The sequence below is a fragment of the Marinomonas spartinae genome (assembly GCF_016461715.1).
GTDB classification, from domain to species: domain Bacteria; phylum Pseudomonadota; class Gammaproteobacteria; order Pseudomonadales; family Marinomonadaceae; genus Marinomonas; species Marinomonas spartinae_A.
Window position 1 is genome coordinate 1 of the sequence record NZ_JAEMUI010000022.1, and the last position, 22,512, is coordinate 22,512.

A 22,512-nucleotide genomic window follows, 5' to 3' on the forward strand; every position below is an offset into this window, starting at 1 on the left:
GATTAAAAGTAAGTTACAAGAAATCGAAGACAATGGATTTCTTGGTGAAAGTGTAAGATTTACATTGTCTCCATTTTTCTCAATAAAAGTATGTAAGCGTAATGTTAAAGATGGAAGTGGTTTTTTGCTTACAAGTATTATTGACTTAGATTCAAATTACTGTGATCAGGAAGTTATGCTACGAAGTGTAGTCTTTTGTCATAACACGAAGAAGAATAAAATTAAACCATTTCTAGAACGCTATAAGGAGTGGTGGTTAGTTCTATCAGATACAATCACATATGATGGAAGTGTGGAGTATCGTGAATATTTAGCGAGCAATTTATGTAAAACACCGTTTAGTCGAATTATTTTTGTAAATAGTCTGAACGGCGATATTGTGTTAGAAATATAAAAAAGAACATAGAGTCAGATTAAAAGCCATCTCTAAAAATGATCTCGTCGCCTCGGCGAATTAGTCCAATTAATTGATTGTTTAAGAATAGTATGGAAGCATAATCGTTGCTATGCTGTTTTTGGGCTTATAGTAAAGCCGAAAGTCGTTTGTTCAAATTAAAAATAACTTATTTAAAAACAACGATATGATTGAGAAGAAGCTAAGTGAACATGAAGTAAAAGGGTAAAGGTTTTCTCTGGCAAGCTTATTGCCAGTAGTTCACCCGCATGACCATCAATCAGTACCACTTTCCTAATTCTTGTTTTATTCCCCTGTTCAACTTACTCTGATTCCAATATCTTATTTTTACTTCCATTTTAGATAAGGAACAACTAGATGCAGCACGATCGTCTTTCCGTTCAGGTAATGCGTTGCAGTGTCGTTGAAAGCGTACACAGCATTAAGGTGGTTATTGTTTCAAGTAGCGGCGAGGTGTTGGAGTCTTGGGGGGATGTGGATACCTTGGTTTATCCTCACAATGCGATTAAAGCCATGCTATGATTGAACTAACATCCCGCAAAGACCTAGAGCGTCTGCGTCGTCTTGCTTTGGCATCCCAAGGTTTGTTACAGGCCAGTCCGTTTGGCTCGGGGTTGGCTGGGGCGCGAAGTGCAGTGGCGCATTTAGGTTACGTGCAGATTGATACCATTTCTGTAGTGGAGCGAGCACATCACCATGTGCTGCATTCAAGAGTGCCTAAGTTCGAGCCTTCGATGATCAATAAACTGTTGCAGGATGGCGATGTGTTTGAGTATTGGTCACACGCGGCGGCGTTTTTGCCCATGGACGATTTTCGTTTTTCCTTACCTTACAAGCAGGCTCTAAAAAGTGGTCAAACCCATTGGTACAAAGATCCAGATAAAAAGTTGATGGCAGAGCTGTTGGCTCGTGTTGCTTCTGATGGACCGTTACGTTCTCGAGATATTGAAGCCAAATCCAGCAATAATGCGGCTGGCTGGTGGGATTGGAAGCCAGCGAAGAAAGCCCTTGAGCAACTTTATATGCAAGGGGATCTGATGGTTTGTGATCGCGAGGGCTTTCAGAAAGTCTATGATTTAACCGAGCGAGTTTTGCCCTCCTATGTGAATACAACATTCCCTAATTTGGAAGAGTTTGGAGATCATTTAATCGATCAGCAGTTGCGTTGTCATGGGCTTGCTTCTTTAAAGGGATTGACCTATCTACGCCGTAATACAGGGCTGCGCGAGGTGGTAAAAAATTTAGTAGACGAGCGCTTGGCGCAAGGATTGTTGGAGCAGATAAAGATTTCTAGTGGCGAAGTGTTTGTCATCGAGCCAGATGCGCTAGAGCGTCGCTTGCCTCGATTAAATAATCGACTGCTGATTTTGTCACCCTTTGATAACAGCGTGATTCAGCGCGACCGACTTAAAAGTCTGTTTCAATACGATTATCAGATCGAATGTTATGTCCCAGAACCCAAACGCCAATATGGTTACTTTTGTCTGCCGCTATTGTATCGAGGGGAATTTATCGGTCGCATGGATTGCAAAGCCCACCGCAAAGAGCGCCGTCTAGAAATCAAATCTCTATACCTAGAAAAACAGAGCTTTGATAACGATATGGTGATTAGCGCCTTCGTTGAAGCCATTAAACTATTCAGTCAATTCCAGCAATGTGATTCTGTGACGCTGGCGTCAGTTGAGCCCGAGCATTTACGACAAAAACTACAAATTAAGTTAAACGAAATCATGGGCTGAATTTTATCGCTTGCAACCATTCTTTAAAACGAATTGCAGCTTGGTTGGTTTTCAATCGCTTGGGTATAACAAGGTAGTAATGTAAGCCCGTAATAGAGATTGCCATTTTGTCCATACCTTGGTTTAACCAGCCATTTTTAATCGAGTTTGCGACGGCAAGTTGGCTGATGATGGCGATGCCTTGTCCAGAAAGTGCGGCCTGGGCGGTGAGGTTTTCATCGTTAAAATAGCGAATATTTGGTTGAGTGTTGGCAACGATGCTTTTTATCGTTTCTTCTATTCCTAAATTTGGTAGGTTTGGGTTCTTCCATTGAGTACAGAAAAATACGGCTTCAGATAGGTTTTCACCGTGTTTTTTCCAATAGTCTGGTGTTGCAAAGAAGCCAATCGATTCTTGAATTAAAGGTTGGTAAATAAGTGTTTTAGTTTCGAGTTGTTTAGGTGGTTCACCGTAACGAATCGCCATATCGACACGTCTATCATGTTCCATATCTATGAGTAATTCTTCTGCTCTTATTTGAATATCGATGTCAGGGTATTGCTTCTGAAAATCAGTAAGATTGGGTACCAGCCACATGGCCGCAAACGAGTTGGTGGTGCTGATGGTTAATGTTTGAGGGGAGCCTTTTAATTGATTTACTGTTGAGAGTAAATCCTGCAGAGATTGGTTGGCAGACGCTGCCAGTAATTCGCCTTCTTTCGTTAACGTCACCGCTCGCGTTTTTCGTTCAAATAATCTTACTTTTAAGCTGTCTTCAAGTGCTCTGATTTGATGAGAAATCGCCGTCGGCGTCACATTTAATTCATTGGCGGCGTCTTTAAAACTGTTTAACCGAGCAGCGGATTCAAAGGCTTTGATGGCATTTAGAGAAGGGAGTTGCTGAAACATAAAGACACTCTATGGATGAGAATAATTACTTTATAGGAAAAATAACACCATTTGTCACTAAAACGATTGCCGAACACACTATGCCTACTCACTATCAATGAAAGAGGCATAAAATATGAAAACTATTCTACATATCGACTCCAGTGTTCGTCGTACTGACAACTCAACGCAAAGTTATAATTCGATTTCGAAGTCATTTGGACGTTATTTTATTGAACTATGGCTGAATAAAAATCATCATGACAAAGTGATATATCGAGACCTCGGTCTCAACTCTCCCAGCTTTATTGATCAGGATTGGATTGCAGCAGCTTTTACCCCTGAAGAGCAAAGAAGCCCGTCTCAACAACAAACACTGGCCGAGTCCGAGGAATACTTTACTGAACTGACCCAAGCCGATGTGATTGTGATCACCTCACCCATGTATAACTATGGGATGCCTGCAGTATTGAAGGCGTGGTTTGATCAGATGCTGAGGGTGAATAAAACCTTTACTTTTGATCTCGCTCGCGGGGATTTTCCCATTGAACCGACCTTATCGGGCAAAACCTTAGTCTTGTTGACGTCATCTGGGGAGTTTGGGTTTGGTGCTGGTGGCGTTCGTGAGCACATGAACCATTTAACGCCACATATTAAAGCGTTGGCGCAATATCTGGGAGTGGATCAGTTCTATGAGATTGGTTCGGAATATCAAGAGTTTGCCGATGAGCGCCATCAGGCTTCGGTGGAAAACGCGCAACAGGATATTGCCGCATTAGTCGATCAGTTAAGCCAATGTAGGATCATCCGAAATCGTTAGTAGAAAGTTGATGATGTATGGCGTGCTGCTTTGCTCAGTCTGCTTGTTTTCTAAGGTTTGTCCCAGTGTCCTGTGATGGTGATCATGGCAAGCATTTTTAGGGTGTTACCAAAGTAGTCTTCATTTTCGATGGGCTTGTCTTTGATATTTTCCCAGAGGGCATTTAGCCAAGCTTGGTTGGACGGATCTATTGTTGCTGACACCGCAAACATGGATACAAATGCCATGGCGTCAAAGCCACTGTTTTTTGAATAGATCCCATCGAGCGCATAGGTGTCGGCGATTTTTTGGGGATCGGCATGGGTGGTGTTGATGATCCATTGATTGAGAGGTGCTAAAGCAGATAACGCTCTTTTATCACCGTATAGTCGATAGTCCAGTGCGACACGCCATGGATAACGGGCTGCATTCCAAGAGTAGATGCCATCGTCTTCGCTTTCCAGAAACATGGCCTTGGCGGGTTGTGGATGATTAAGTAGACCGACGATAAAGTCAGGCATGAGTCCGGTTTTGGGGCTGTCCGTTTGGCGAATGCTTGCCATGATAGCGTAAGTGGTATCCCTTACTTTGTTCCAACTTTTGTCGTCAGTTGCGTCTGCGTAGGCTTTTAGATGAGAGACCATAAAATCAGAGGATCGGGTAGTGTTAGCGTATTGGCCGTCATCGATGTCAGCGACCCAATCGCCTAGGCGAATAAAATGGTTTTCAGGGTCAATCTCATGTTGCTTAATGGCTGTAATGACGTTTATGGCTTCGCGTTTATAGTTTATTTTTCCGGAACTGCCCCATTTTTTGTCGGCTAGTAAAAAGGCATAGGCAATATCCATATCGCCGTCGCTGGCGCTATTACTACCCCCGACTTTATCTCCCGCGTTTTTGCAGTTTTTTAACTGGTTCCAAGCCATCAATCCAGGGGCTGATTGGGCGGGGTGATCATGAAAAAAGTCTACCATTCCATCAAAAATGCGTCTTGCCTGTGGGTCAAAGTCTGCCATCATCACGGTAATTAACATACCGTAGCCATGAGCTTCTGATGTCGTTAATGTAGACGCCGCTGTGCCTCCTTCCACTGTCTTTCCATCCGCTGCCATGTCCACTAAATAGCGACTCTCGCCACACTGTTGACGCAGGTAAGTTGCTTTCCAGTGTTGGTAGAAGTTAAGGAGAGCTGTATCAAGTTCGGATTGGCTGTATCTGGATGGTTTTATCACGGATGCTGGCTGATTCGCTTGGGTCGAGCTGGCGCAAAAAATGAGCAATGAATAAGCCAATAACTTGATTAAAGCTTTTTGAAAGCGATTCATAATGGGCTAGCCATACGCGATAAGGAGTAAGTAGTGTATTGAATCATAGGTTGGCGATAAAACGTTTTATTTAGCCCTTCTCTCTTTTTCTGTCTGTTGAAGTCAGTTCTTAAAATACATGGCCCCTTGATTTTCATAAAATCGCTTAGACATAGCTAAGTAGTAATGCAGGCTCGTGATGGTGGTTGCCTGTTTGTTGCTTTGTTCTTTCGCTTGATTCTTTAGTGGCTTTTTACGGTGGGGGTGTTTATGTCTGGTCAAGGCTCTGGGGGCAATGTGCTTGCCGCTCTTTGTAGCGTTTTTATTCCAGGATTAGGTCAACTGGTGCAGGGGCGTCTTTTTATGGCACTGTTCTTTTTTGTGACGGTTTTTGTGTGCTATGCATTAGGGGCAACAGTGATCCTCTTCTTTATGTGGGTGGTTGGCGGAATATTGCATCTTTGGTCAATTATTGATGCAGCTCGCTTTTCTCGACAACGCTCAGTTTTATGATGCTTAGTTAAGGTATTAACTGGTAAAGAGTAAGAGATTATCTTGTGTATTTTTATAATGTTAATTAGTGGTTGAAGGTAAGAAAAATATTATTAAGAAAAGAGAACTGACTGTACCAGAAGACCAAGTGTTTGTACTAAATAATTAGAAATATAACGGTAATAATAGCCATTACTATTATCATATTTTGAGTCAAATGATATTAGTAAAGTTCTCAATGTTGATCTAAAGGAGTTAGTTGATTGGCGCGAGAAGTTAGATGGTCGTTTTAGATACAAATATAAACTGTATTAATGTATCTTTTAGTGCTTAATTATAGTTGTGAAGAAAGAAATTATCATTGATACAGTAGGTTTGTTATGGCAAGTGTCTCTCTAAAGAATAAGTTGTTACTCATTAGTATCGGCTCTGTTTTATTTATCTCTTTGTTATTCACGTGGCAAACTTATGCAAAAATTTCTTCCTTAAGTGATCAATTAAAACAAGATGCTGTTACTGACCTCAAAGATTCGGCTATATCTAAACTTGAGCTGAATACTCGTATTGCTGGTGAGAAAATCCAAGCTTACATTGAGCAAAACCTTGATGTAGTGAATGTTTTGGCAATGCAATTGTCTAATAATTTGAATCTTTCGGCGCCTTTGTCTAGAGAGCAAGTCTTGCCTCTTATAACGGCGGCAAAAAAAGAAGCACCCAACGCCAGCGTTCTGTATACCTTTTTTGAGCCCAATGCGTTTGATAATAAAGACAGCGAATACGTAGGTAAAGACACCCATGTCAGTGCTAAAGATGATGGCTCCTTTAGCATAACAGTGGGTGTAGGTGAAAATGGAAAGGTTATTTATTATCCAGTTGATAGTGCAAAAATAAAATACAATACCGATAAAGATCCTAACGGACAGCGCATTTCTGAGTGGTATTTATGCCCGCGAGATACGAAATCCACTTGTCTTGTTGAGCCCTACTTATTTGATTTGCCTGATGGTTCTAAAGTTCTCATGACGAGCTTAACCGTGCCTGTCATGGACGGTGGTGTGTTTAAGGGGATTGTCGGTGCGGATCTTGATTTGCCTGTTATACAAGTGTTTGCTAATGAATTATCTAAGGGCCTTTATGATGGGCAAGGCTCCGTCACTATCGTTAGTAAGAAAGGGCTGATTGTTGCCTCAAGCAAATATAAGGAGAGCTTAGGTAAACCATTTAAAGCAGTCGATACCAAAAATGGTCAAGCGTTGTTAGCACTGGCTAATAAGGGGGGCGTATTGGAGCAAGATGGCCAATTGATTGTTGCTCAGCCTTTAAATCTTGAAAGTACGAATACTCAGTGGCAGTTTTTGATTAGCTTGCCCATGTCGGTTGCTATGGCGAAGCTGGATAAAAAATTGGCGCTGATGGCAAGCGTTAAACAAAGAGCACTTATTGAACAGTTAACATTGGCTGTGATTATTTCTATCGTCGCGACACTGCTAATGTTGTTGATTGTTCGTTCCATTATTCGTCCATTGCAATTGCTGAATGAACAAGTGGCTCAGTTGTCTGGTAACGATGGAGACCTAACACAAACGTTAGATTTGCATTCACACGCCGAATTGAACGAATTGAGCGCCAGCTTTAATGTGTTTCTACAAAAACTTCGTGACATGGTGAACTCATTAAAATCCATTGGGGTAACAGTAAGGGCATCCTCAAATGAGAACGTGACTGCGAGTAATAGTTCTTTAGCAGAAACCGCACAGCAAAAAACAGAGATTGCCAATGTTGTTTTGTCGACTCAAGAAATGTCTAACACGGCCCATGAAGTCGCTGGAATTACCGCTGAATTAGCAGGGAAAATGAAAGAAATGAATCATATGGTTAGTGACTCTCAGCGTAGTATCGTGAGTTCAACGAATACGGTTCAAGAGCTTAGCAGCAGTATGGAAAGTGCAAAAGAGTCCATCGATAAAGTCTCTGCACGTTCGAATGATATTAATCAAATTCTAGAAGTGATTCGTAGTGTGGCTGAGCAAACGAATTTGTTAGCTCTGAATGCTGCGATTGAGGCGGCTCGTGCGGGTGAGCAAGGTCGAGGTTTTGCGGTGGTTGCGGACGAAGTACGCAGCCTTGCCTCTAAAACACAAAACTCTACGGAAGAAATTGATAATTTAATCAGTAATTTGCAGCAAGAAGTGAAAATGGCGGTCAGTAGCATCGCTAATAGTGGTGAAAAAGTTGCATTATCCGTTAAGTCTACTCAAGAGGTGAACGATAGTCTCGCAGCAGTGGTGAATGAAATAGAACTAATAAATGATCATATTCAACAAGTGGCTGCCGCGGCGGAAGAGCAAAGCCAAGTGAGTATTGATATCACTGGTATGTTGAAAAAAATCGAAGACGCGGCCGAAGTGTTAGCGCACTTTGCGCACCAGACGAATGACAGTAGTGAGCAAGTGACTCACCAGTTGGATGAGTTGGATAGCCAATTGAATAAACTGAAGAGTTAATAGTCTCAGAAAGCGTCATTGTCTGTTGGTAAAAAAAACGGGTAGGCTCAGCCTACCCGTTTTTTTTGTAAGCATGTTAATATCTTTTCTCCATCCATAAGTGACGAAATAATCGCAATCGAATCAACATCATTACCCTCACTTAAATCTTATGATTAATGTGAGTTTGTAGAACGTATTCCAATGAATGTTTGAGCATCCCCCTAGATATGATGCAATTTGCGACGATAAATAAGGCCAAAGATGACTAAGGTGCCCATCAAACACACTTCGGCGCATAAGGTGGTAGATATGGCGATTTTGTGGCTTTGGGTAATATCAAAGATTTGATAGGCGATGGAGCCGAGTAGAGCGGACCCTAGACCAAAAGCGGCTTGTTGTATGGTCGTCAGCATGGCACTGCCTGCTCCAGCATCTTTCGAAGCCACTTCGGACAAACCAATGCGGAAAAAGCTACCGACGATAAAAGACTGTCCTAACCCGATAAATAAGGTGGTTGGTAGTAAGGTCGTAATGCCGATATTTGGCCAAAAATGATAGAAAGTCCATGCTAAGCCAAGCAGTCCAGGTATTTGTAACGCACAACCTAAAAACAGCGTATTGAGCTTGCCAATACGGTTGGATATTCTTGCCGTGAAAAGTGAGCCTACAAAATACGCCATACCCAGCATGATAAACGCATTCCCGGATTCCAGTGGAGACTTGCCTAAGCCAGATTGAAAAGTCAGGGCGACGGAGAACATAAAACCGCTCCAACTGGCGAACATAAAGATCGCCAGAATAAAGCCAAATTGAATGGAATGAAGGCGTAATAGTCTCGGTGGCATTAGCGGGAAGCGCTGACGATTTTCTTGATGCTTTTCAATGTTCCAAAATGCATACAAAAGAGGGATAACACCTAAGAGCATAACGATAAATGGCCATGACCAATGGTATTCCGGTCCAAGCGAGACAGGAATCAGCAGACAAAGCAGTGCTGCCGCAAGAACAAAAGTGCCGGGCCAGTCCACATTGGCAGGGTGTTCTGAACGACTTTCAGGTACCCAAACGCGAGCAAAAATAAGAATGCCGAGACAAACGGGAATATTGATCAAAAAGACACTGCGCCAGCCCAATCCTGCCACATCGCCAGAGACTAAAAAGCCACCGAGAACCTGCCCTAAGACAAACGCCAAACCACCAATGGCGCCATAGAGGCCAATTGCAAAAGAGTGACGTCTGCCCGTTAGTGTGACATGCAAGGTGGCGAGAATTTGCGGCACAATCATGGCTGCGCCGACACCTTGAACGGCGCGAGCGAACAATAGTCCATTGATGGAAGAGGCAATCCCGCAAGCGAGAGAGGCGATACCAAAGACCCAGACGCCGAGAATAAACAAACGGCGGCGGCCAAAGTTATCGCCTAGTCGTCCCCCCATTGCCAAGCACACTGCGAAACTTACACCATAGGCGGCCACCATTAACTCGAGTTGAATATGGCTGGCATGGAGGGACTCAGCGATGGAAGCGAGCGCTACGTTGACGATGGAAAAATCAATTAACGGCAGTAGCTGGCCTGCCATCAGGATGATCAAACCAGCTCGGCTTAGTGTCTTTGCTGTAGTGGTCATTTTATTCGGATTCTCTTGATTTATCATTGAATGGTCGACAGTATGTAAAAACCGTTAAACAGGTACCAGTGTTTAGTTATCCTAGTATTAGAACTACCTGCTTGGCTTTTTATTCAGCAAACCTAGTGATAGAAGAGAGAGTATGACAACCGCCTTGCTTGATTCCCATCAACCGCAACGTGCTAACAGCGTTGGCTTTATTGCTCAAGATAACCGTAAAGAGCTCGGGTTGTATTTACGTCGGCGCCGGGAAAGTTTAGACCCATCGCGCCTTGGTATTTTACACAGTGGTCGGCGACGAACGCCCGGCTTACGACGTGAAGAAGTGGCCATGCTGGCAGACGTAAGTACCACTTGGTACACCTGGTTGGAACAAGGTCGAGAAGTGAATGCCTCTGTTACAACCTTAAGTGCGATAGCCAAGGCATTGCAATGTAGTGAGGTAGAAACCGCCCATGTGTTTACCTTGTCAGGATTGTCTCGACCAGCTGAATACCAGCGACAATGTCAGAAGCTATCGTCAGTGAATCAAATGATTCTAGACCAACTGAATCCCATGCCAGCGATAGTGCAAAATGCTCGTTTTGATATTTTGGGCTTTAATCAAGCTTATCGAGCGTTAATGGGGGTGGATTTAGCGTCGTTACCGGATGAACATCGTAACTGCATGTATTTAGCCTTTACTAATGATGAGTGGCTTATACGAATGGACGATAAGGAGGTGATTTTGTCACGTATTGCGGGGAGTTTCCGGGCAGCGATGGCAAAGCATATGGATGATCCTCGCTGGCAAGCTAGATTGGGCATGATGCAGGCTGCTTCTGCGGAGTTTAACCGCTACTGGGAGCAATATGAAATTCTCGACGTTGAAAATCATACGAAGAAGTTTCTTATTCCAGACCTTGGTAAGATGGCTTTTCATCAGGTTAACTGGTGGTCTGCTCCGCAAAATGGTGAACGCCTAATGGTGTATGTGCCGGATGATGAGGACACCAAAGTCAAACTGGGGCGTTTGGTGATTGGCTAAAGCTATCCTATTAACTGATACTCTATTGATACTGGAAAGCTTTGCTATTCATGCATATTCTCTAACAACACTCATAATAAGGAAAAAGAGATGGATTATACTGTGACGCTACAGGCCGACAAAAGAATGCTTTCAGGTGTTGGCAGAAAACCTATTCATCAGGAGGGTAGTATTGGTATAACGGCTTGTCAATTTGGTGAAGTGCCTGCACCGGAAGGGTCTTACGAGTTGTATACCAGTAACGTGGCAGCAAATAGTGAAGATATGGAAGTATTTGCTTTTGATATGCCTCAATCGATACCTAAAGAGGCGCATGTTCGTTTTAACCTAGCAATACAAATTGATATCAATAATGTTGTTAACGTCCAAATCCGAATCAATCCAGATAAGACAATAGAGTGGCGCTGGCTAGCCTATATCGGAGAGTTTTCTGATTGGAGTTCAAATAGTACTGACTCAAGTTGGCAAGACAATGGGCATGAATATCGGATCTATATGGTTAATCAGCAAAACGAAAAAAACTTTTGGGTATACGTAGGACGCGTTCCAATGGTAGACAATTTGCCTTCTGCTTTTTTCCCACCAGGTGTGCCCATTCCCAAACCGTTGCAATCGATGCTTGATACTGATGAGCGAAAATTTTAATTGCCATGAACGTTCTTTAACGACTAAGCAAAAGTAACTCAGCGTCTAACTAATAGACGGCATGATAAATGGTATTGTGCTGTCTCTCTTCTCCTTTTCTTCCCTTCGTCAATAAGACAACTGACACCAAACTGATACTGCTAAAAATCCCCCCGCCTGTTTTACTGAAACGGTAATGGAATCATCCACCCGTTTTAGCTTGAGTAACAGGAGCAAGATATGACACTTTCAATTCACCCTTCCGTTGGAGTGGCTCGATTGGGCAATGCAGAAGGCAATAATTTTCTTTTAAACCCCACGAAGATTGGCGGTTTGCCCCATGAACACGATGAGAACATGCAACCAACGACGGAAGTTATCAACTTTAAAGATGAAGCGGGCCGTATTCGTCGCCAAGGGCAGGTATTTAAAGTCTTTGATGAGTCTGGTGAAGAGTTAACACTGCAATCGCCTAATGTTGAGCGTATTGAGTGGACGGTTCATTTAGCCAATAAAAAAGCCGCATGGTACGAATTTAGTGAACTTAATGGCAACCTGCTTTATGGACAAGCTAATAGCTACACAAATCGAAAAATTCAGTTTCGTAACAAGTCGGTTGGTCTTATCGGTTTAGATGATTATGATCTGGCAGAAAGACAGAAGCTGATTATAGATCTTGGGCCGCGTACCATTGCGGGTTATTTGTCTGAGATTGAAATTAGTATTCATAATATTCCTAGTGATTACACACACGCATCGTACCCTAAAGGCGAAATGAAACAAGGGTCAAAAACGTTTGAGAGCTTAGGGACCCTACGTACGGATAATCAAGGCCGCTTAATTGTGTTAGGCGGTTATGGCTTTGCTGGTGGCAATACCAATTTAGAAGGTTACGGTGGGGGCGATGACTGGTACGACGATATCTCAGATGGCTCAGTGACGTGTGTAGTGACCTATAAAAACGCTTCTCAGATGACAACGAATGCTTGGATCGTGGTGGGCTCACCTGATTTTGCTCCTGAAATTGTCAATATTTCTACCTTAAACGATACCTTTTTTGATGTCGGCGTACGGTATTTTAACCTGGTGCCAGATATGTATGGTGAGAGCAATTCTACGGGGAGCGGCTTTAATCATAATTATATTGCTAACTTCGATAGAGATATTCTTCCTATTATTCAACGTATTAGCCAATATCAATGGGTAGCGAATGTACAATCCATGAGCGGTTTCTTTTCTTATCAGTTTGATTATCGTGATAACAGTGAGGCAAGAAAGCCTGAACGAATGAAGTACTATAACTATTTCCGTCAGCTGGATAAGAAAGTCATTGGTGATTATGATCAGCCCCAGCAGCAGCTTATGAGTGGGGATTCTGATGGAAATAGATTCCCCATGATGCCGCTGAACTCGGGCAGTAACTCAGTAAAAAGCGCCAATGCGTATGATCTAACTAACAATGTAGTGGAAAAATTTCTCGCCTTAGATGCCACGCAAATGTTTTTGTTAAAGCAGTGGGCTGAAGGAAAATTCAATGTTGGAGACTGCCAAGCTTTCCCTGTTAACCCTATGGATGCTGCCAGTATTGGTAATTGCGTGGGCTTGCCTATGTGTCCAGGCATTGAAGTGACATGGAACCTGCAAAATCCAGCTCTGTATGAAGACGCATATAAAATTAAACATCGTGACAAGGTTAATTATAGCCAAACAGGTTTATCACCTAGTCGAGATGAATGTGAAGGTGGTGGTTGTGAGCCAGGGGATTTAACCAAACGCATGGCGTGTCCTTGGCAGGCGGACTTCTTCAACTGCACCGTTCAGACGATTAACTTCAGTGAACCTAAGGTCAATAAAGCCACACAGATAGAAACGACATTAACGGTAACCAATCATACTTGGAAAGATTTACCCGATGGTGTGACTGTGCCTGAAGATAATTACTTTTCAGGCACTCAAGACAAGGAGGAGAAAACACCACTCCCACCTGCTTATTATAGTTATTGGTGGCCGCCACAAAGTCCTTGGGATGTGCTAACGGGTGAGTTGGATGCTGCAGGTCAGCTTCAGAGCCACCTTCCTGCTGGACAGCAAATCAACTATGCCCGTGGTATCAATAGTTATGGACAAATGGTAGGGCACTGGTTTGCACTGGCTTTTATTCGAGATCAAAACTCGAAAAATGAAGGCTTCCCCTATTTCACTGAATCCGAAAGAAACCACGAATTGTTTGAATACAGAGAAATAGGTGTGGGGCAAATCAGTGGTAACCCTGATGATAATGAGACCTCCTTGCCAGTATTTTTTATCAACCCTCACAAAGTCTCTTCCGATAAGTTAAAAGAGGGATTAGCTGAAATTAGTCGTGGTGAAACGGAAAGAGGTAGACGCATTGCTGAATATCTGGAAGAGCGAGCCTTCAAGCCTGTTCGCTCGACAAATATTCTTCATCGTTCAGGCACTCGGGTGAGGGGTTAGTGATGCAAACTTATGATGCCATTATCATAGGAGGCGGCCCCGCTGGGGCCGCTTGTGCGCTCTCCTTGATGTTGTTCCACGATAAAAAAGTGTTGTTGCTTGAACGTGGCGATTTCACACAACAGCGTATTGGTGAGCAGGTTTCTCACAGTATCTTTGATTTTTTGGAGTATCTGGACATACCACGAGAGGCGTTTGGAGCAGGATGTTTTACACCAAATTATGGCAAAGAGAGCTATTGGGGTAGTGATGTGAAAACTCATCATTTCAGCCTGTTCACGGCACAAGGTAAAACCTATCAACTGGATCGCGCGCGTTTTGATGAGACCTTGCTGATGACAATATCAGAACGAGGAGGCACGATTATTCCTCGCTGTAAACAAATTAGCATTGCGCAACAAGAAGGCCGTTGGCAAGTTCAGTGTGTTCATCCTGAACAAGGTACACTGCACTATCAAAGTGAATATTTGATTGATGCGTCTGGTCGACAGACAAAAATAGGTCAATCGCTAGGAATTGAACGTGTCGTGACCGATCAGCTTGTGGGTATTGGCGCCTTTGTCGAGCATCCTGAGCATATCTTCGAGCAACAACAGAAAATTGAAAGTTGCGAATATGGCTGGTGGTATATGGCAGGCTTGTCGAAAGACCTTGCTGTGGTAACCTGCTTTACCGATATGGATATCATGAAAGAGAAGCAACTTAACCGTCAGGAGGTTTGGAATCAATGTCTCGCTAAGACAACTGCTATTGGTAACTCTTTACAGGGCTGTATCTCTACGCAGCCAAAGCTTTGGGTAAAACAAGCCAACAGTCAGTATTATGCTTCAGATTTCCCAGAAAAGTTTGTTGCCGTTGGTGATGCGGTCGCCTCTTTTGACCCGATTTCTTCTATGGGAATAGGATTTGCGATGCTCAGTGGTTGCCATGGTGCTTATGCGCTAATGCATGAACAAAAAACAGCCGTTCGGGATTATCAACAAGATGCCATACTGACTTTTGATGAGTACTGCGAAACCAAATGGGACTTTTATAAAAAAGAGCAACGCTTTCCTAATCACCCTTTTTGGCAGCGTCGCCTGATTAAGCCTAGTAAACAACAACATAGAGTAAGCGCCTAGTTTGTTAGCGTTTGCTTGGAGAGAAGTGATTGTAGCCACGTTGCGTGGCTTCCATTGCGTATCTTGATCTAATACATACTGTGCGAATGCTATTAAATCACAGTCTTAAACACTATGCTCTACTATAGGGTTCGATCTTTTGTTGTGAGTAAGTGAAGGCCGTAAGTTTGCTTCTGAATTGTGTTCCATGATGGTGGATTCAATAAATAATCGAATGTCCGATTGAAACGTCGATTTTAGCTTGGTACATAGACACTGGATTCGTTTATACACCTGCGTGTCATCTTCACTGATATGCCAATCGATTGTTATATAATTACCTTGTTGGTGGCAGTGTTTCTGTGTGCCATCTAACATAGAATGAATTTTTGTTTTGTGTGTTGGGTTTTTCATTTCGATAACAATGGCTAAGATATTCTTATTTTGAGTATGAGAACCTGATAATACCGCTGGTGAGGTTGCAGGCTCGTTATCAATTAAGAGTAATTCAACCGAAATGCCATAAAACGTAGCGAGTTGTGTGGCTGTGCGATAGAGGACATTCATCCCCAGCTCCGCTCGCTTAATGGAAGAAACAGATACAAGAAGGCTTTGCTCTAAGCACGCTTCAGCGACTTTCTCTTGGCTTAAACCTCGTTGTTTTCTTTGGGCTTTTAACACATCAACATTTAATGAAATACGTCCATCCTTGTTGTTCATGATTCTCTCCAAAAGTCTTTGCTAAGTAACCAATAGCCTTTTTATTTTATGGATGGCAGCCGTTCCGCTTGTCATCAACAGTTGAACGCTTAAGTTAGTAAGGTTTCTTTCAAAGGGCAATTACACAGGATTACACAAGCGGTTTTTGTGTCGCTCATGGCATTACGTTACATAGAAGCTATTGTCATGGCCCGTTATGACTGCTGGGTTGTATTAACGTCCTCCCAGCGACTTGAATAAGTGAAAAAGTATGATGTTGTCCGCAATATTCATATTTTTATTGCTTTTGTTTTGTCTCAGACAGTGGACAATACGTCTTGTAAAAACACGCTGACATATGGTTACTTAAAAACACTATGGGCGGCTTTTTTGTGGTAATAAAGAGGGAGATGACGTTGTTCGCGTTGATAAAAAAAGAATGGTTTTTAGCGGGGATGTTGCTAGCAATTGCCTTGGCGGCGTTGTTGCCTAAGGTGGGGTCAAGTGGTGGTCTGCTGCACTTGGACCAAGTGACACAATGGGGGATTGCCCTCGTTTTCTTTTTACATGGTATTGGTCTCTCGCCCCGTGATATACGCAAAGGCTTAAGTAACTGGCGACTTCACCTGTTTATTCAATCCGCTACCTTCATCATTTACCCTCTGGTTTGGCTTGCATTGGGACATTGGTTTGAGAGCTTTTTACCCAAAGCTTTGGCGTTTGGCTTTTGTTATTTACTGGTTTTGCCAAGTACCATTTCTTCTTCTGTCGCGATGACAGCGATTGCGGGTGGTAATGTACCTGGGGCGATTTTTAATGCTTCTTTATCCAGTGTGTTAGGTATTTTTCTCACGCCACTTTATGTTCAGTTATTTATGGGCTTTACCAGTAGTCATGCAGACTTTGGTGGCACCGTTGCTCACATTGCCTTGTTATTATTTGCCCCAATGGTAGCAGGCCAACTGCTGCGTCCGCTAATCGGTCAGTGGGTGAGTCGCTATAAAGCGATCACTGGGAAACTGGATAAATGGGTGATCTTGCTGATTGTCTATAATGCATTTTGTGATTCGGTTGTGCGTGGTATCTGGCATGATTTTACCATAGTCACTTTGTTGTACGCGGTGGGGCTATGCGCCTTGATATTGCTTTTCATCATCGCACTCATGTCTTTCTTCGGTCATCGTTTTCAATTCAGTGAAGAAGATCAATCCGCCGCCTTATTTTGTGGTACGAAAAAAAGCCTTGCTGCGGGTGTGCCTATGGCAAAAGTGATTTTTGGTGCAAACCCTATGCTAGGTATGCTGTTACTGCCTATTATGATTTATCATCCGCTGCAAATCTTTGTGTGTGCGTTATTGGCAAATCGATTTTCAAAGCGCAAAGCGGCGAGAACATCCGTCGGATAACATCGAATGTTCTATGTATCTTGTTGTTTAAAAAGGGATACTTTTTTATCTCATTATTTTGCAGGTCAAAATGAATTTGGATTCTATTGAGGTTGATAACACCTCTAAAAAGACGCAGTACTTGCGTGTGATCTTAATGGGGGTCGCTGCATTTATTGTCAATACCACAGAGTTTGTGCCTGTGGGGTTGTTATCGTCTATTGCTCAAGATTTTTCGATAACACCCGCTCATGCCGGTTGGATGCTGACCGTGTATGCGTGGATCGTGGCGTTGATGTCACTGCCCTTAATGCTGCTAACGGGGAAAATGGATCGTAAGACCCTGTTGATCGCAAGTTTTGTGTTGTTCTTTATCAGCCATATTTTGTCGGTCTTTGCTTGGTGTTTTGAGGTCTTATTGATTAGCCGTATTGGTATTGCCTTTGCTCATGCCGTATTTTGGTCTATTACCGCGTCCATCGCGATTCGAGTGGCCCCTTGGGGGAAGAAAAACTTTGCCTTGAGTGTGCTGGCGACGGGAACCGGGCTCGCTATGGTACTGGGTGTGCCATTAGGTCGTTTGATTGGTGAGTCTTTAGGGTGGCGAATGACGTTTGCGACAATTGCTGTGGCGTCTTTTGTGATGATTATCGCGCTATTTCGGTTACTGCCAAGTTTACCGAGTTTGTTTTCTGGCAGCTTGAGTAAAGTGTCTGAGTTGATGAAAAAGCCCATTTTGTTGAACATGTACTTTTTTATCTTTTTGATGTTCACGGCCCATTACACGGCTTACAGTTATATTGAGCCTTTTTTAAAAGTCGTCGGGCATAATTCGGCAGGGTTCACCACATTGATTCTGCTCTTGTTTGGTGGTGCAGGCATCATCGGCAGTGTGGTATTTGGTTATCTTGGTGAGCGAGCCAATAAGCAATTGTTGATCGGTAGTACCGTGATCGTGACCTGTTCTACGGCTCTTCTGTATTTTGCTGCTCAGCATAGTAGCTATATGATCGCTTTGATTATCCTATGGGGCGCGGCCATGATGACCATTGGTCTTGCCATGCAAGTGCGCGTGTTTAATGTGGATGCTAACGCCTCTGACATTATTATGTCGTTGTTTTCCGGCATTATTAATTTGGGTATTGGTGCGGGGGCTTTATTTGGCAACCAAGTAATACAACGGATTAATTTGCAAAGTGTTGGCGCGGCGGGTGCGGTATTTGGTGTTATTGGTTTAGTGGTGCTTTTCTTCTTGTTGCGTCGGGTCGCCAGAGAGGCACAAGCATCAGCTGAAATGTGTTAATCGATCAAGAAACAAGGTTGAAAAAGGCACTAATAAAGTCATTTATTAGTGCCTTTTTTGCATTGCTAAAATAGCAATGATCTCTTCTAAAAATTCATCTTTTGTGATGCCTGAGTGTGACGTTACCATTTGTTTATTCAAATAAATGACCGTGATAACTCACTAAGAAGGTATGGATGGAAGCATGTGATCTTAACGCAGCTGAAGCGCGCCGTTTAATGGCACAAAAGTCATTGTCTGTTATGGAATTAGCGCAAAGCTGCATTGCTCGAATGAATTTGGTCAATCATGCGGTGAATGCAATTGTTGCTTGTGATCCTGACGATTTTATGGCCCAAGCCAAGCAAGCCCAACAAGCCATTGATAAAGGGGAACCCTTGGGGGCGTTACACGGTTTGCCACTGAGCGTGAAAGACATGGTTGACCTAACGGGGTTCCCAACGACGTTCGGCAGTACTATTTACAAAGACAATATGGCGACCTCCGACGATCCTATGGTAGCGCAATTACGCCAAGCAGGGGCTTTGCCACTGGGCAAAGCCAATAACCCAGAATGGAGTGCTGGTGGTAATACACGCAATGCGGTGTATGGCGCAACGGCGAATCCATTTGATGTTACCCGCTCGGCGGCGGGATCTTCTGGCGGTTCAGCTGTGGCGTTGGCCTGCGGCATCACCCCATTAGCAACAGGATCCGACACGGGGGGCAGCTTGCGTAATCCAGCGGCTTTTTGTGGTGTGGTTGGCTTTCGTCCGTCACCGGGTGTGGTGCCGGGGCACAGTCGGCCGATTGGTTTAATTCCATTGCCAACCAATGGGCCAATGGCACGTTCTGTCGAAGATGTGGGGTTGATGTTATCGCAAATGATTCGTCCTGATCGCCGTGACCCTTGGGTGTCTGTGGTGGAAGGGGTTGGGCAACACAATGGGGATGCTTATCGTCACTTGCCTGACTTTGATTTGAGCAGCGCTAAGGTGGCTGTTACCCATAATTTTGGTTTTGCCATGACGGAAAAGCTAATTAAAGAATCCTTTCAAGAAAAAATCGATCAGTTTGGCTCGGTCTTTGCGAAATGTGACCAGGCCCACCCTAACTGTGTCAATGCAGATCATATTTTTGCAGTGCTAAGGGCGCTTAACTTTTCCGGTCATCACCGAGAATTGTCCCACCAATACCCAGATCAAATGGGCCCAAATATTCTGATGAATATTAAAGAGGGCGAGTCATACAGCGCCTTAGACGTAGTGAGTGCGCTAAACAAACAAACGCTTATGTATCGTGCGTGGCAGGTATTTTTTGAAGAATATGATTTTATTCTGGCGCCCACGACGACCATTAGCCCAAGAGACTGGCACGAGCTTTACCCTGAGCAGATTGATGGTAAGCCGACACAAAGCTATTATCACTGGCTTGCGATGGCGTATGCTTCGACTTTAACGGGGCATCCATCTGTGACCCTGCCTGTTGGTCGAGATAAAAACCATATGCCGTTTGGGTTACAGATTATTGGCCGACGAGGCGACGATTTATCTACCTTGGCGTTTGCCAAGTCGTTAGAAGCCCTGTTAGAGAAAACACCCGATTTGGCGCGTCCAAGAGTCGATATCGCCATGTTATCCCGTTTACCTGCGCTGAAACATGCCGAGGGTTTTATGGGGTTTTAATTTTCTATAGATCTTTAATGGAGTCTGTAAGTGACTGACTATATTTATACCCCTGTTGTGCAGTCGCTTATTGCGTTGCAGGAAATCACTTGGTTCAACCCGAAAAAAGCGCGCTTTGCAGAGGTGCAATCTACGTTGTCACTGCATAGGTCAGACATGCTCGATGCTTCCGATAGACTAATGCGTTTTGCGCCTTACCTCGCGCAAGTCTTTCCCGAAACGGCTGCCACGAATGGCATTATCGAGTCCGAATTGAGAGCCGTGCCGGCTCTGCAACTTGCCTTGTCTGATGTGATGAATCTAGACATACCGGGTCGCTTATGGATGAAATGCGACAACCAATTGCCGATTGCTGGTTCCATTAAGGCGCGTGGTGGCATTTATGAAGTCTTGTTGCATGCAGAGCGTTTAGCGTTAGCGAATGGCTTGTTACATACTGGAGATGACTATCGTCTTTTTGACTCAGAAGGTTTTCGTGCCTTATTTTCAAAGCATCAAATTATTGTTGGATCGACTGGTAACCTTGGCTTAAGCATCGGTATTATGAGCGCTAAATTGGGCTTTGAAGTCACGGTTCATATGTCGTCGGATGCCCGGGAATGGAAAAAAGTGTTGTTGAGGAGCAAAGGCGTCAATGTCGTTGAGCATACTGCCGATTATGGTGTGGCAGTGGAGCAAGGACGACAAGAAGCCATGCGACAAGATACGGCATATTTTATTGATGATGAAGATTCCAAGTCATTGTTTTTGGGTTACAGTGTGGCCGCGTTACGATTGCAAAAACAGCTGGTCGAGCAGGGGATTATGGTTGATGAAAACCATCCTTTATTTGTCTACTTGCCTTGTGGTGTGGGTGGAGCGCCTGGCGGTATTACCTTTGGTTTAAAGCAGGTCTTTGGCGATCATGTACATTGTTTTTTTGCTGAGCCGACCCATTCTCCTTGCATGGTGTTAGGTATGGAAACGGGTTTGCATAATGCTATTTCCGTACAAGAGTTGGGCATCGATAACCAAACCTGTGCCGATGGGTTAGCCGTTGGCCGACCTTCTGCCTTTGTGGGCCCCATGATGGATACACTGCTCAGTGGTGTTTATACCGTTGCCGACGACAATCTATATCGTCACTTGGCTATGCTGGTGGACACTGAAAATATGCCAGTAGAGCCATCAGGTGCTGCGGGGGTAAGCGGTGTACTGCGTATATTAACCGCCGGACGGGGCTATCTTACTGATCACCAGCTGAATGATAAACTGCCACAAGCGACGCACATTATGTGGGCCACTGGTGGAGATATGGTGCCGCAAGAAGAGAGAAAAACCTACTACCAAAAAGGCCAAGCTCTGTTGCTTTGACGTGTATGACTGGCTCGACTAGGCTCTTTAAGGCGTGGTTAGTCTATTGTTGGCTCTATGTTTTCTTCAAACTGCATCTTTTCGATCATGTAATCCAAAAAGACTCTTACGGCAGCGGGTAAGGTGCGTCCTGATAAGGTTTGCACTTCAATGTTGCGGATGTCCATACCACGGTCTCGAATGGGGATGGCAACTAATTCGTTACCCGCCAGTTGATGGCGCATGGAGATCTCGCCAGCGAGATGGATGCCGCCCTCGTAGGTTGTAAAGCGGTTTAATGTCGCCATGTTGTTGGAGACCAATACTGGGTCGAATAACAGGTTTAAGCGGCTACAGCAGATATCAAATAACTGTCTGACGGTGGTGTTTTCTTCTGGTAAGGCAATTGGGTAGGGGTGTAGCTGGGCTAGGGTGACGGTTTTTCTGTGGGCCAGAGGGTGAGAGGGATGAAAGACGGCAACTACTGGAGAAGGTTGTCGGTAAGCCACTTTAATGTCTTTAGCAGGAGATAAATTTAGCGTGACTCCGATGTCGGCATCCCCGTGACTGACGCGTCGTGATACTTCCGCTGGTGAGCTGACATTGATGTGAAAATGAATGCCTTGGTGCTTTTTGCGAAAATTTGCAATGTTACGAGGTAAAAATTCCATGGCAAAACCTTCCGAGCAAGAGATTTTCACATGACCTCGGTTTAGGCCCTCTAATGCAGCAATCTCCGATACGACCCTGTCCGATTCTAGTGCATTTTTACGCGCATACACGGCGAGCATTTCCCCAGCAGCACTCAATTCCATCCCTCGAGGACGGCGTTCGAAAAGGGTTGTACCAAGAATATCTTCTAGACTATTTATTTGTCTGCTTATCGCACTGGCTGCCACATTTAGGTGCAAAGAAGCCTCACTGATCGATCCGTATCTCGCCACCTCTAAAAAATAGCGAAGAGCTGTGTCCTGTAAACGCAATGCCGCTTTCATCTTGATTTTCCTGAATTTTATGGATTTTACCGACTTTTTAGAAGATTTAATGCTTTTTCTATTTCGCCATAGCCATGCCTTTTTGGCAACGATTCCTTGCATTTTTTTTTATTGTGGCAACGATTTTTTTTACTTAATGTGAATGAAAGTTGCATACGATCAGATTAAGTTAAGCCG

The 22,512-nt window shown here is 43.9% G+C and carries 19 protein-coding genes; 14 read left to right on the forward strand and 5 right to left on the reverse strand.

Annotated elements, in window-relative coordinates; translation table 11 throughout:
- From JHD45_RS17690 to JHD45_RS17700, 3 genes are all read left to right on the forward strand, one after another.
- On the forward strand, window positions 1–394 hold a 394-nt coding region (locus JHD45_RS17690), incomplete at its 5' end, for a hypothetical protein (RefSeq protein ID WP_199477827.1).
- A gap of 378 nt (window positions 395–772) precedes the next feature.
- Window positions 773–937, forward strand: a complete 165-nt coding sequence (locus JHD45_RS17695; protein ID WP_199477828.1) for an asparaginase — start codon at window positions 773–775, stop codon at window positions 935–937.
- A complete protein-coding gene (locus JHD45_RS17700) occupies window positions 934–2,154 on the forward strand; it encodes a winged helix-turn-helix domain-containing protein (protein WP_199477829.1) in 1,221 nt (406 codons plus the stop codon). The genes JHD45_RS17695 and JHD45_RS17700 overlap by 4 nt, the downstream gene beginning before the upstream one ends.
- Here JHD45_RS17700 and JHD45_RS17705 read toward each other — a convergent pair.
- Complete coding sequence (locus JHD45_RS17705; protein ID WP_199477830.1) at window positions 2,144–3,043, reverse strand: LysR substrate-binding domain-containing protein; 900 nt, start codon at window positions 3,041–3,043, stop codon at window positions 2,144–2,146. The two genes, JHD45_RS17700 and JHD45_RS17705, sit on opposite strands and share 11 nt — an antisense overlap.
- A gap of 115 nt (window positions 3,044–3,158) precedes the next feature.
- Between JHD45_RS17705 and JHD45_RS17710 the strand changes: the two genes are divergently transcribed.
- Window positions 3,159–3,842 (forward strand): FMN-dependent NADH-azoreductase, encoded by a 684-nt coding sequence (locus JHD45_RS17710; RefSeq protein ID WP_199477831.1) that lies wholly within the window; start codon window positions 3,159–3,161, stop codon window positions 3,840–3,842.
- Between the two features lie 50 nt (window positions 3,843–3,892).
- On the opposite strand, the gene JHD45_RS17715 is transcribed toward JHD45_RS17710, so the two are convergent.
- Window positions 3,893–5,146: a glycosyl hydrolase family 8 gene (locus JHD45_RS17715; protein WP_199477832.1), complete on the reverse strand. Its 1,254-nt coding sequence runs from the start codon at window positions 5,144–5,146 to the stop codon at window positions 3,893–3,895.
- 249 nt (window positions 5,147–5,395) lie between these two features.
- Here JHD45_RS17715 and JHD45_RS17720 point away from each other — a divergent pair, with 249 nt between their 5' ends.
- Window positions 5,396–5,638 (forward strand): hypothetical protein, encoded by a 243-nt coding sequence (locus JHD45_RS17720; RefSeq protein WP_199477833.1) that lies wholly within the window; start codon window positions 5,396–5,398, stop codon window positions 5,636–5,638.
- A 359-nt stretch (window positions 5,639–5,997) separates the two neighbouring features.
- Window positions 5,998–8,121: a methyl-accepting chemotaxis protein gene (locus JHD45_RS17725; protein WP_199477834.1), complete on the forward strand. Its 2,124-nt coding sequence runs from the start codon at window positions 5,998–6,000 to the stop codon at window positions 8,119–8,121.
- Window positions 8,122–8,324: 203 nt separating this feature from the next.
- Here the strand turns inward: JHD45_RS17725 and JHD45_RS17730 are convergent, their stop codons facing one another.
- Window positions 8,325–9,731 (reverse strand): MFS transporter, encoded by a 1,407-nt coding sequence (locus JHD45_RS17730; protein WP_199477835.1) that lies wholly within the window; start codon window positions 9,729–9,731, stop codon window positions 8,325–8,327.
- A 142-nt stretch (window positions 9,732–9,873) separates the two neighbouring features.
- Here JHD45_RS17730 and JHD45_RS17735 point away from each other — a divergent pair, with 142 nt between their 5' ends.
- The 4 genes from JHD45_RS17735 (at window position 9,874) to lodB (ending at window position 14,978) form a co-directional block, all read left to right on the forward strand.
- On the forward strand, window positions 9,874–10,758 hold the full coding sequence (locus tag JHD45_RS17735; protein WP_199477836.1) for a helix-turn-helix transcriptional regulator: 885 nt from the start codon (window positions 9,874–9,876) through the stop codon (window positions 10,756–10,758).
- A 90-nt stretch (window positions 10,759–10,848) separates the two neighbouring features.
- A complete protein-coding gene (locus JHD45_RS17740; protein ID WP_199477837.1) occupies window positions 10,849–11,403 on the forward strand; it encodes a hypothetical protein in 555 nt (184 codons plus the stop codon).
- A 219-nt stretch (window positions 11,404–11,622) separates the two neighbouring features.
- Complete coding sequence (gene lodA, locus JHD45_RS17745) at window positions 11,623–13,857, forward strand: CTQ-dependent lysine 6-oxidase LodA (RefSeq protein ID WP_199477838.1); 2,235 nt, start codon at window positions 11,623–11,625, stop codon at window positions 13,855–13,857.
- A 2-nt stretch (window positions 13,858–13,859) separates the two neighbouring features.
- Complete coding sequence (gene lodB, locus JHD45_RS17750; protein ID WP_199477839.1) at window positions 13,860–14,978, forward strand: lysine-epsilon-oxidase maturase LodB; 1,119 nt, start codon at window positions 13,860–13,862, stop codon at window positions 14,976–14,978.
- 105 nt (window positions 14,979–15,083) lie between these two features.
- Here lodB and JHD45_RS17755 read toward each other — a convergent pair whose 3' ends face one another.
- A complete protein-coding gene (locus JHD45_RS17755; RefSeq protein WP_199477840.1) occupies window positions 15,084–15,677 on the reverse strand; it encodes a helix-turn-helix domain-containing protein in 594 nt (197 codons plus the stop codon).
- 389 nt (window positions 15,678–16,066) lie between these two features.
- Between JHD45_RS17755 and JHD45_RS17760 the strand changes: the two genes are divergently transcribed.
- The 4 genes from JHD45_RS17760 to JHD45_RS17775 all read left to right on the forward strand — a co-directional run bounded on the left by JHD45_RS17760 (window position 16,067) and on the right by JHD45_RS17775 (window position 21,361).
- Entirely contained in the window at window positions 16,067–17,062 is a 996-nt protein-coding gene (locus JHD45_RS17760; protein WP_199477841.1) for a bile acid:sodium symporter family protein, read from the forward strand.
- Window positions 17,063–17,132: 70 nt separating this feature from the next.
- Window positions 17,133–18,344 carry a sugar transporter gene (locus JHD45_RS17765; RefSeq protein WP_199477842.1) on the forward strand — a complete coding sequence of 404 codons (1,212 nt, stop codon included), beginning with the start codon at window positions 17,133–17,135 and terminating at the stop codon, window positions 18,342–18,344.
- Between the two features lie 176 nt (window positions 18,345–18,520).
- Entirely contained in the window at window positions 18,521–20,008 is a 1,488-nt protein-coding gene (locus JHD45_RS17770; protein WP_199477843.1) for an amidase, read from the forward strand.
- 30 nt (window positions 20,009–20,038) lie between these two features.
- Window positions 20,039–21,361 carry a D-serine ammonia-lyase gene (locus JHD45_RS17775; RefSeq protein ID WP_199477844.1) on the forward strand — a complete coding sequence of 441 codons (1,323 nt, stop codon included), beginning with the start codon at window positions 20,039–20,041 and terminating at the stop codon, window positions 21,359–21,361.
- A 38-nt stretch (window positions 21,362–21,399) separates the two neighbouring features.
- Here the strand turns inward: JHD45_RS17775 and JHD45_RS17780 are convergent, their stop codons facing one another.
- Window positions 21,400–22,335: a LysR family transcriptional regulator gene (locus JHD45_RS17780; RefSeq protein ID WP_199477845.1), complete on the reverse strand. Its 936-nt coding sequence runs from the start codon at window positions 22,333–22,335 to the stop codon at window positions 21,400–21,402.
- Between the last annotated feature and the right edge of the window lie 177 nt (window positions 22,336–22,512).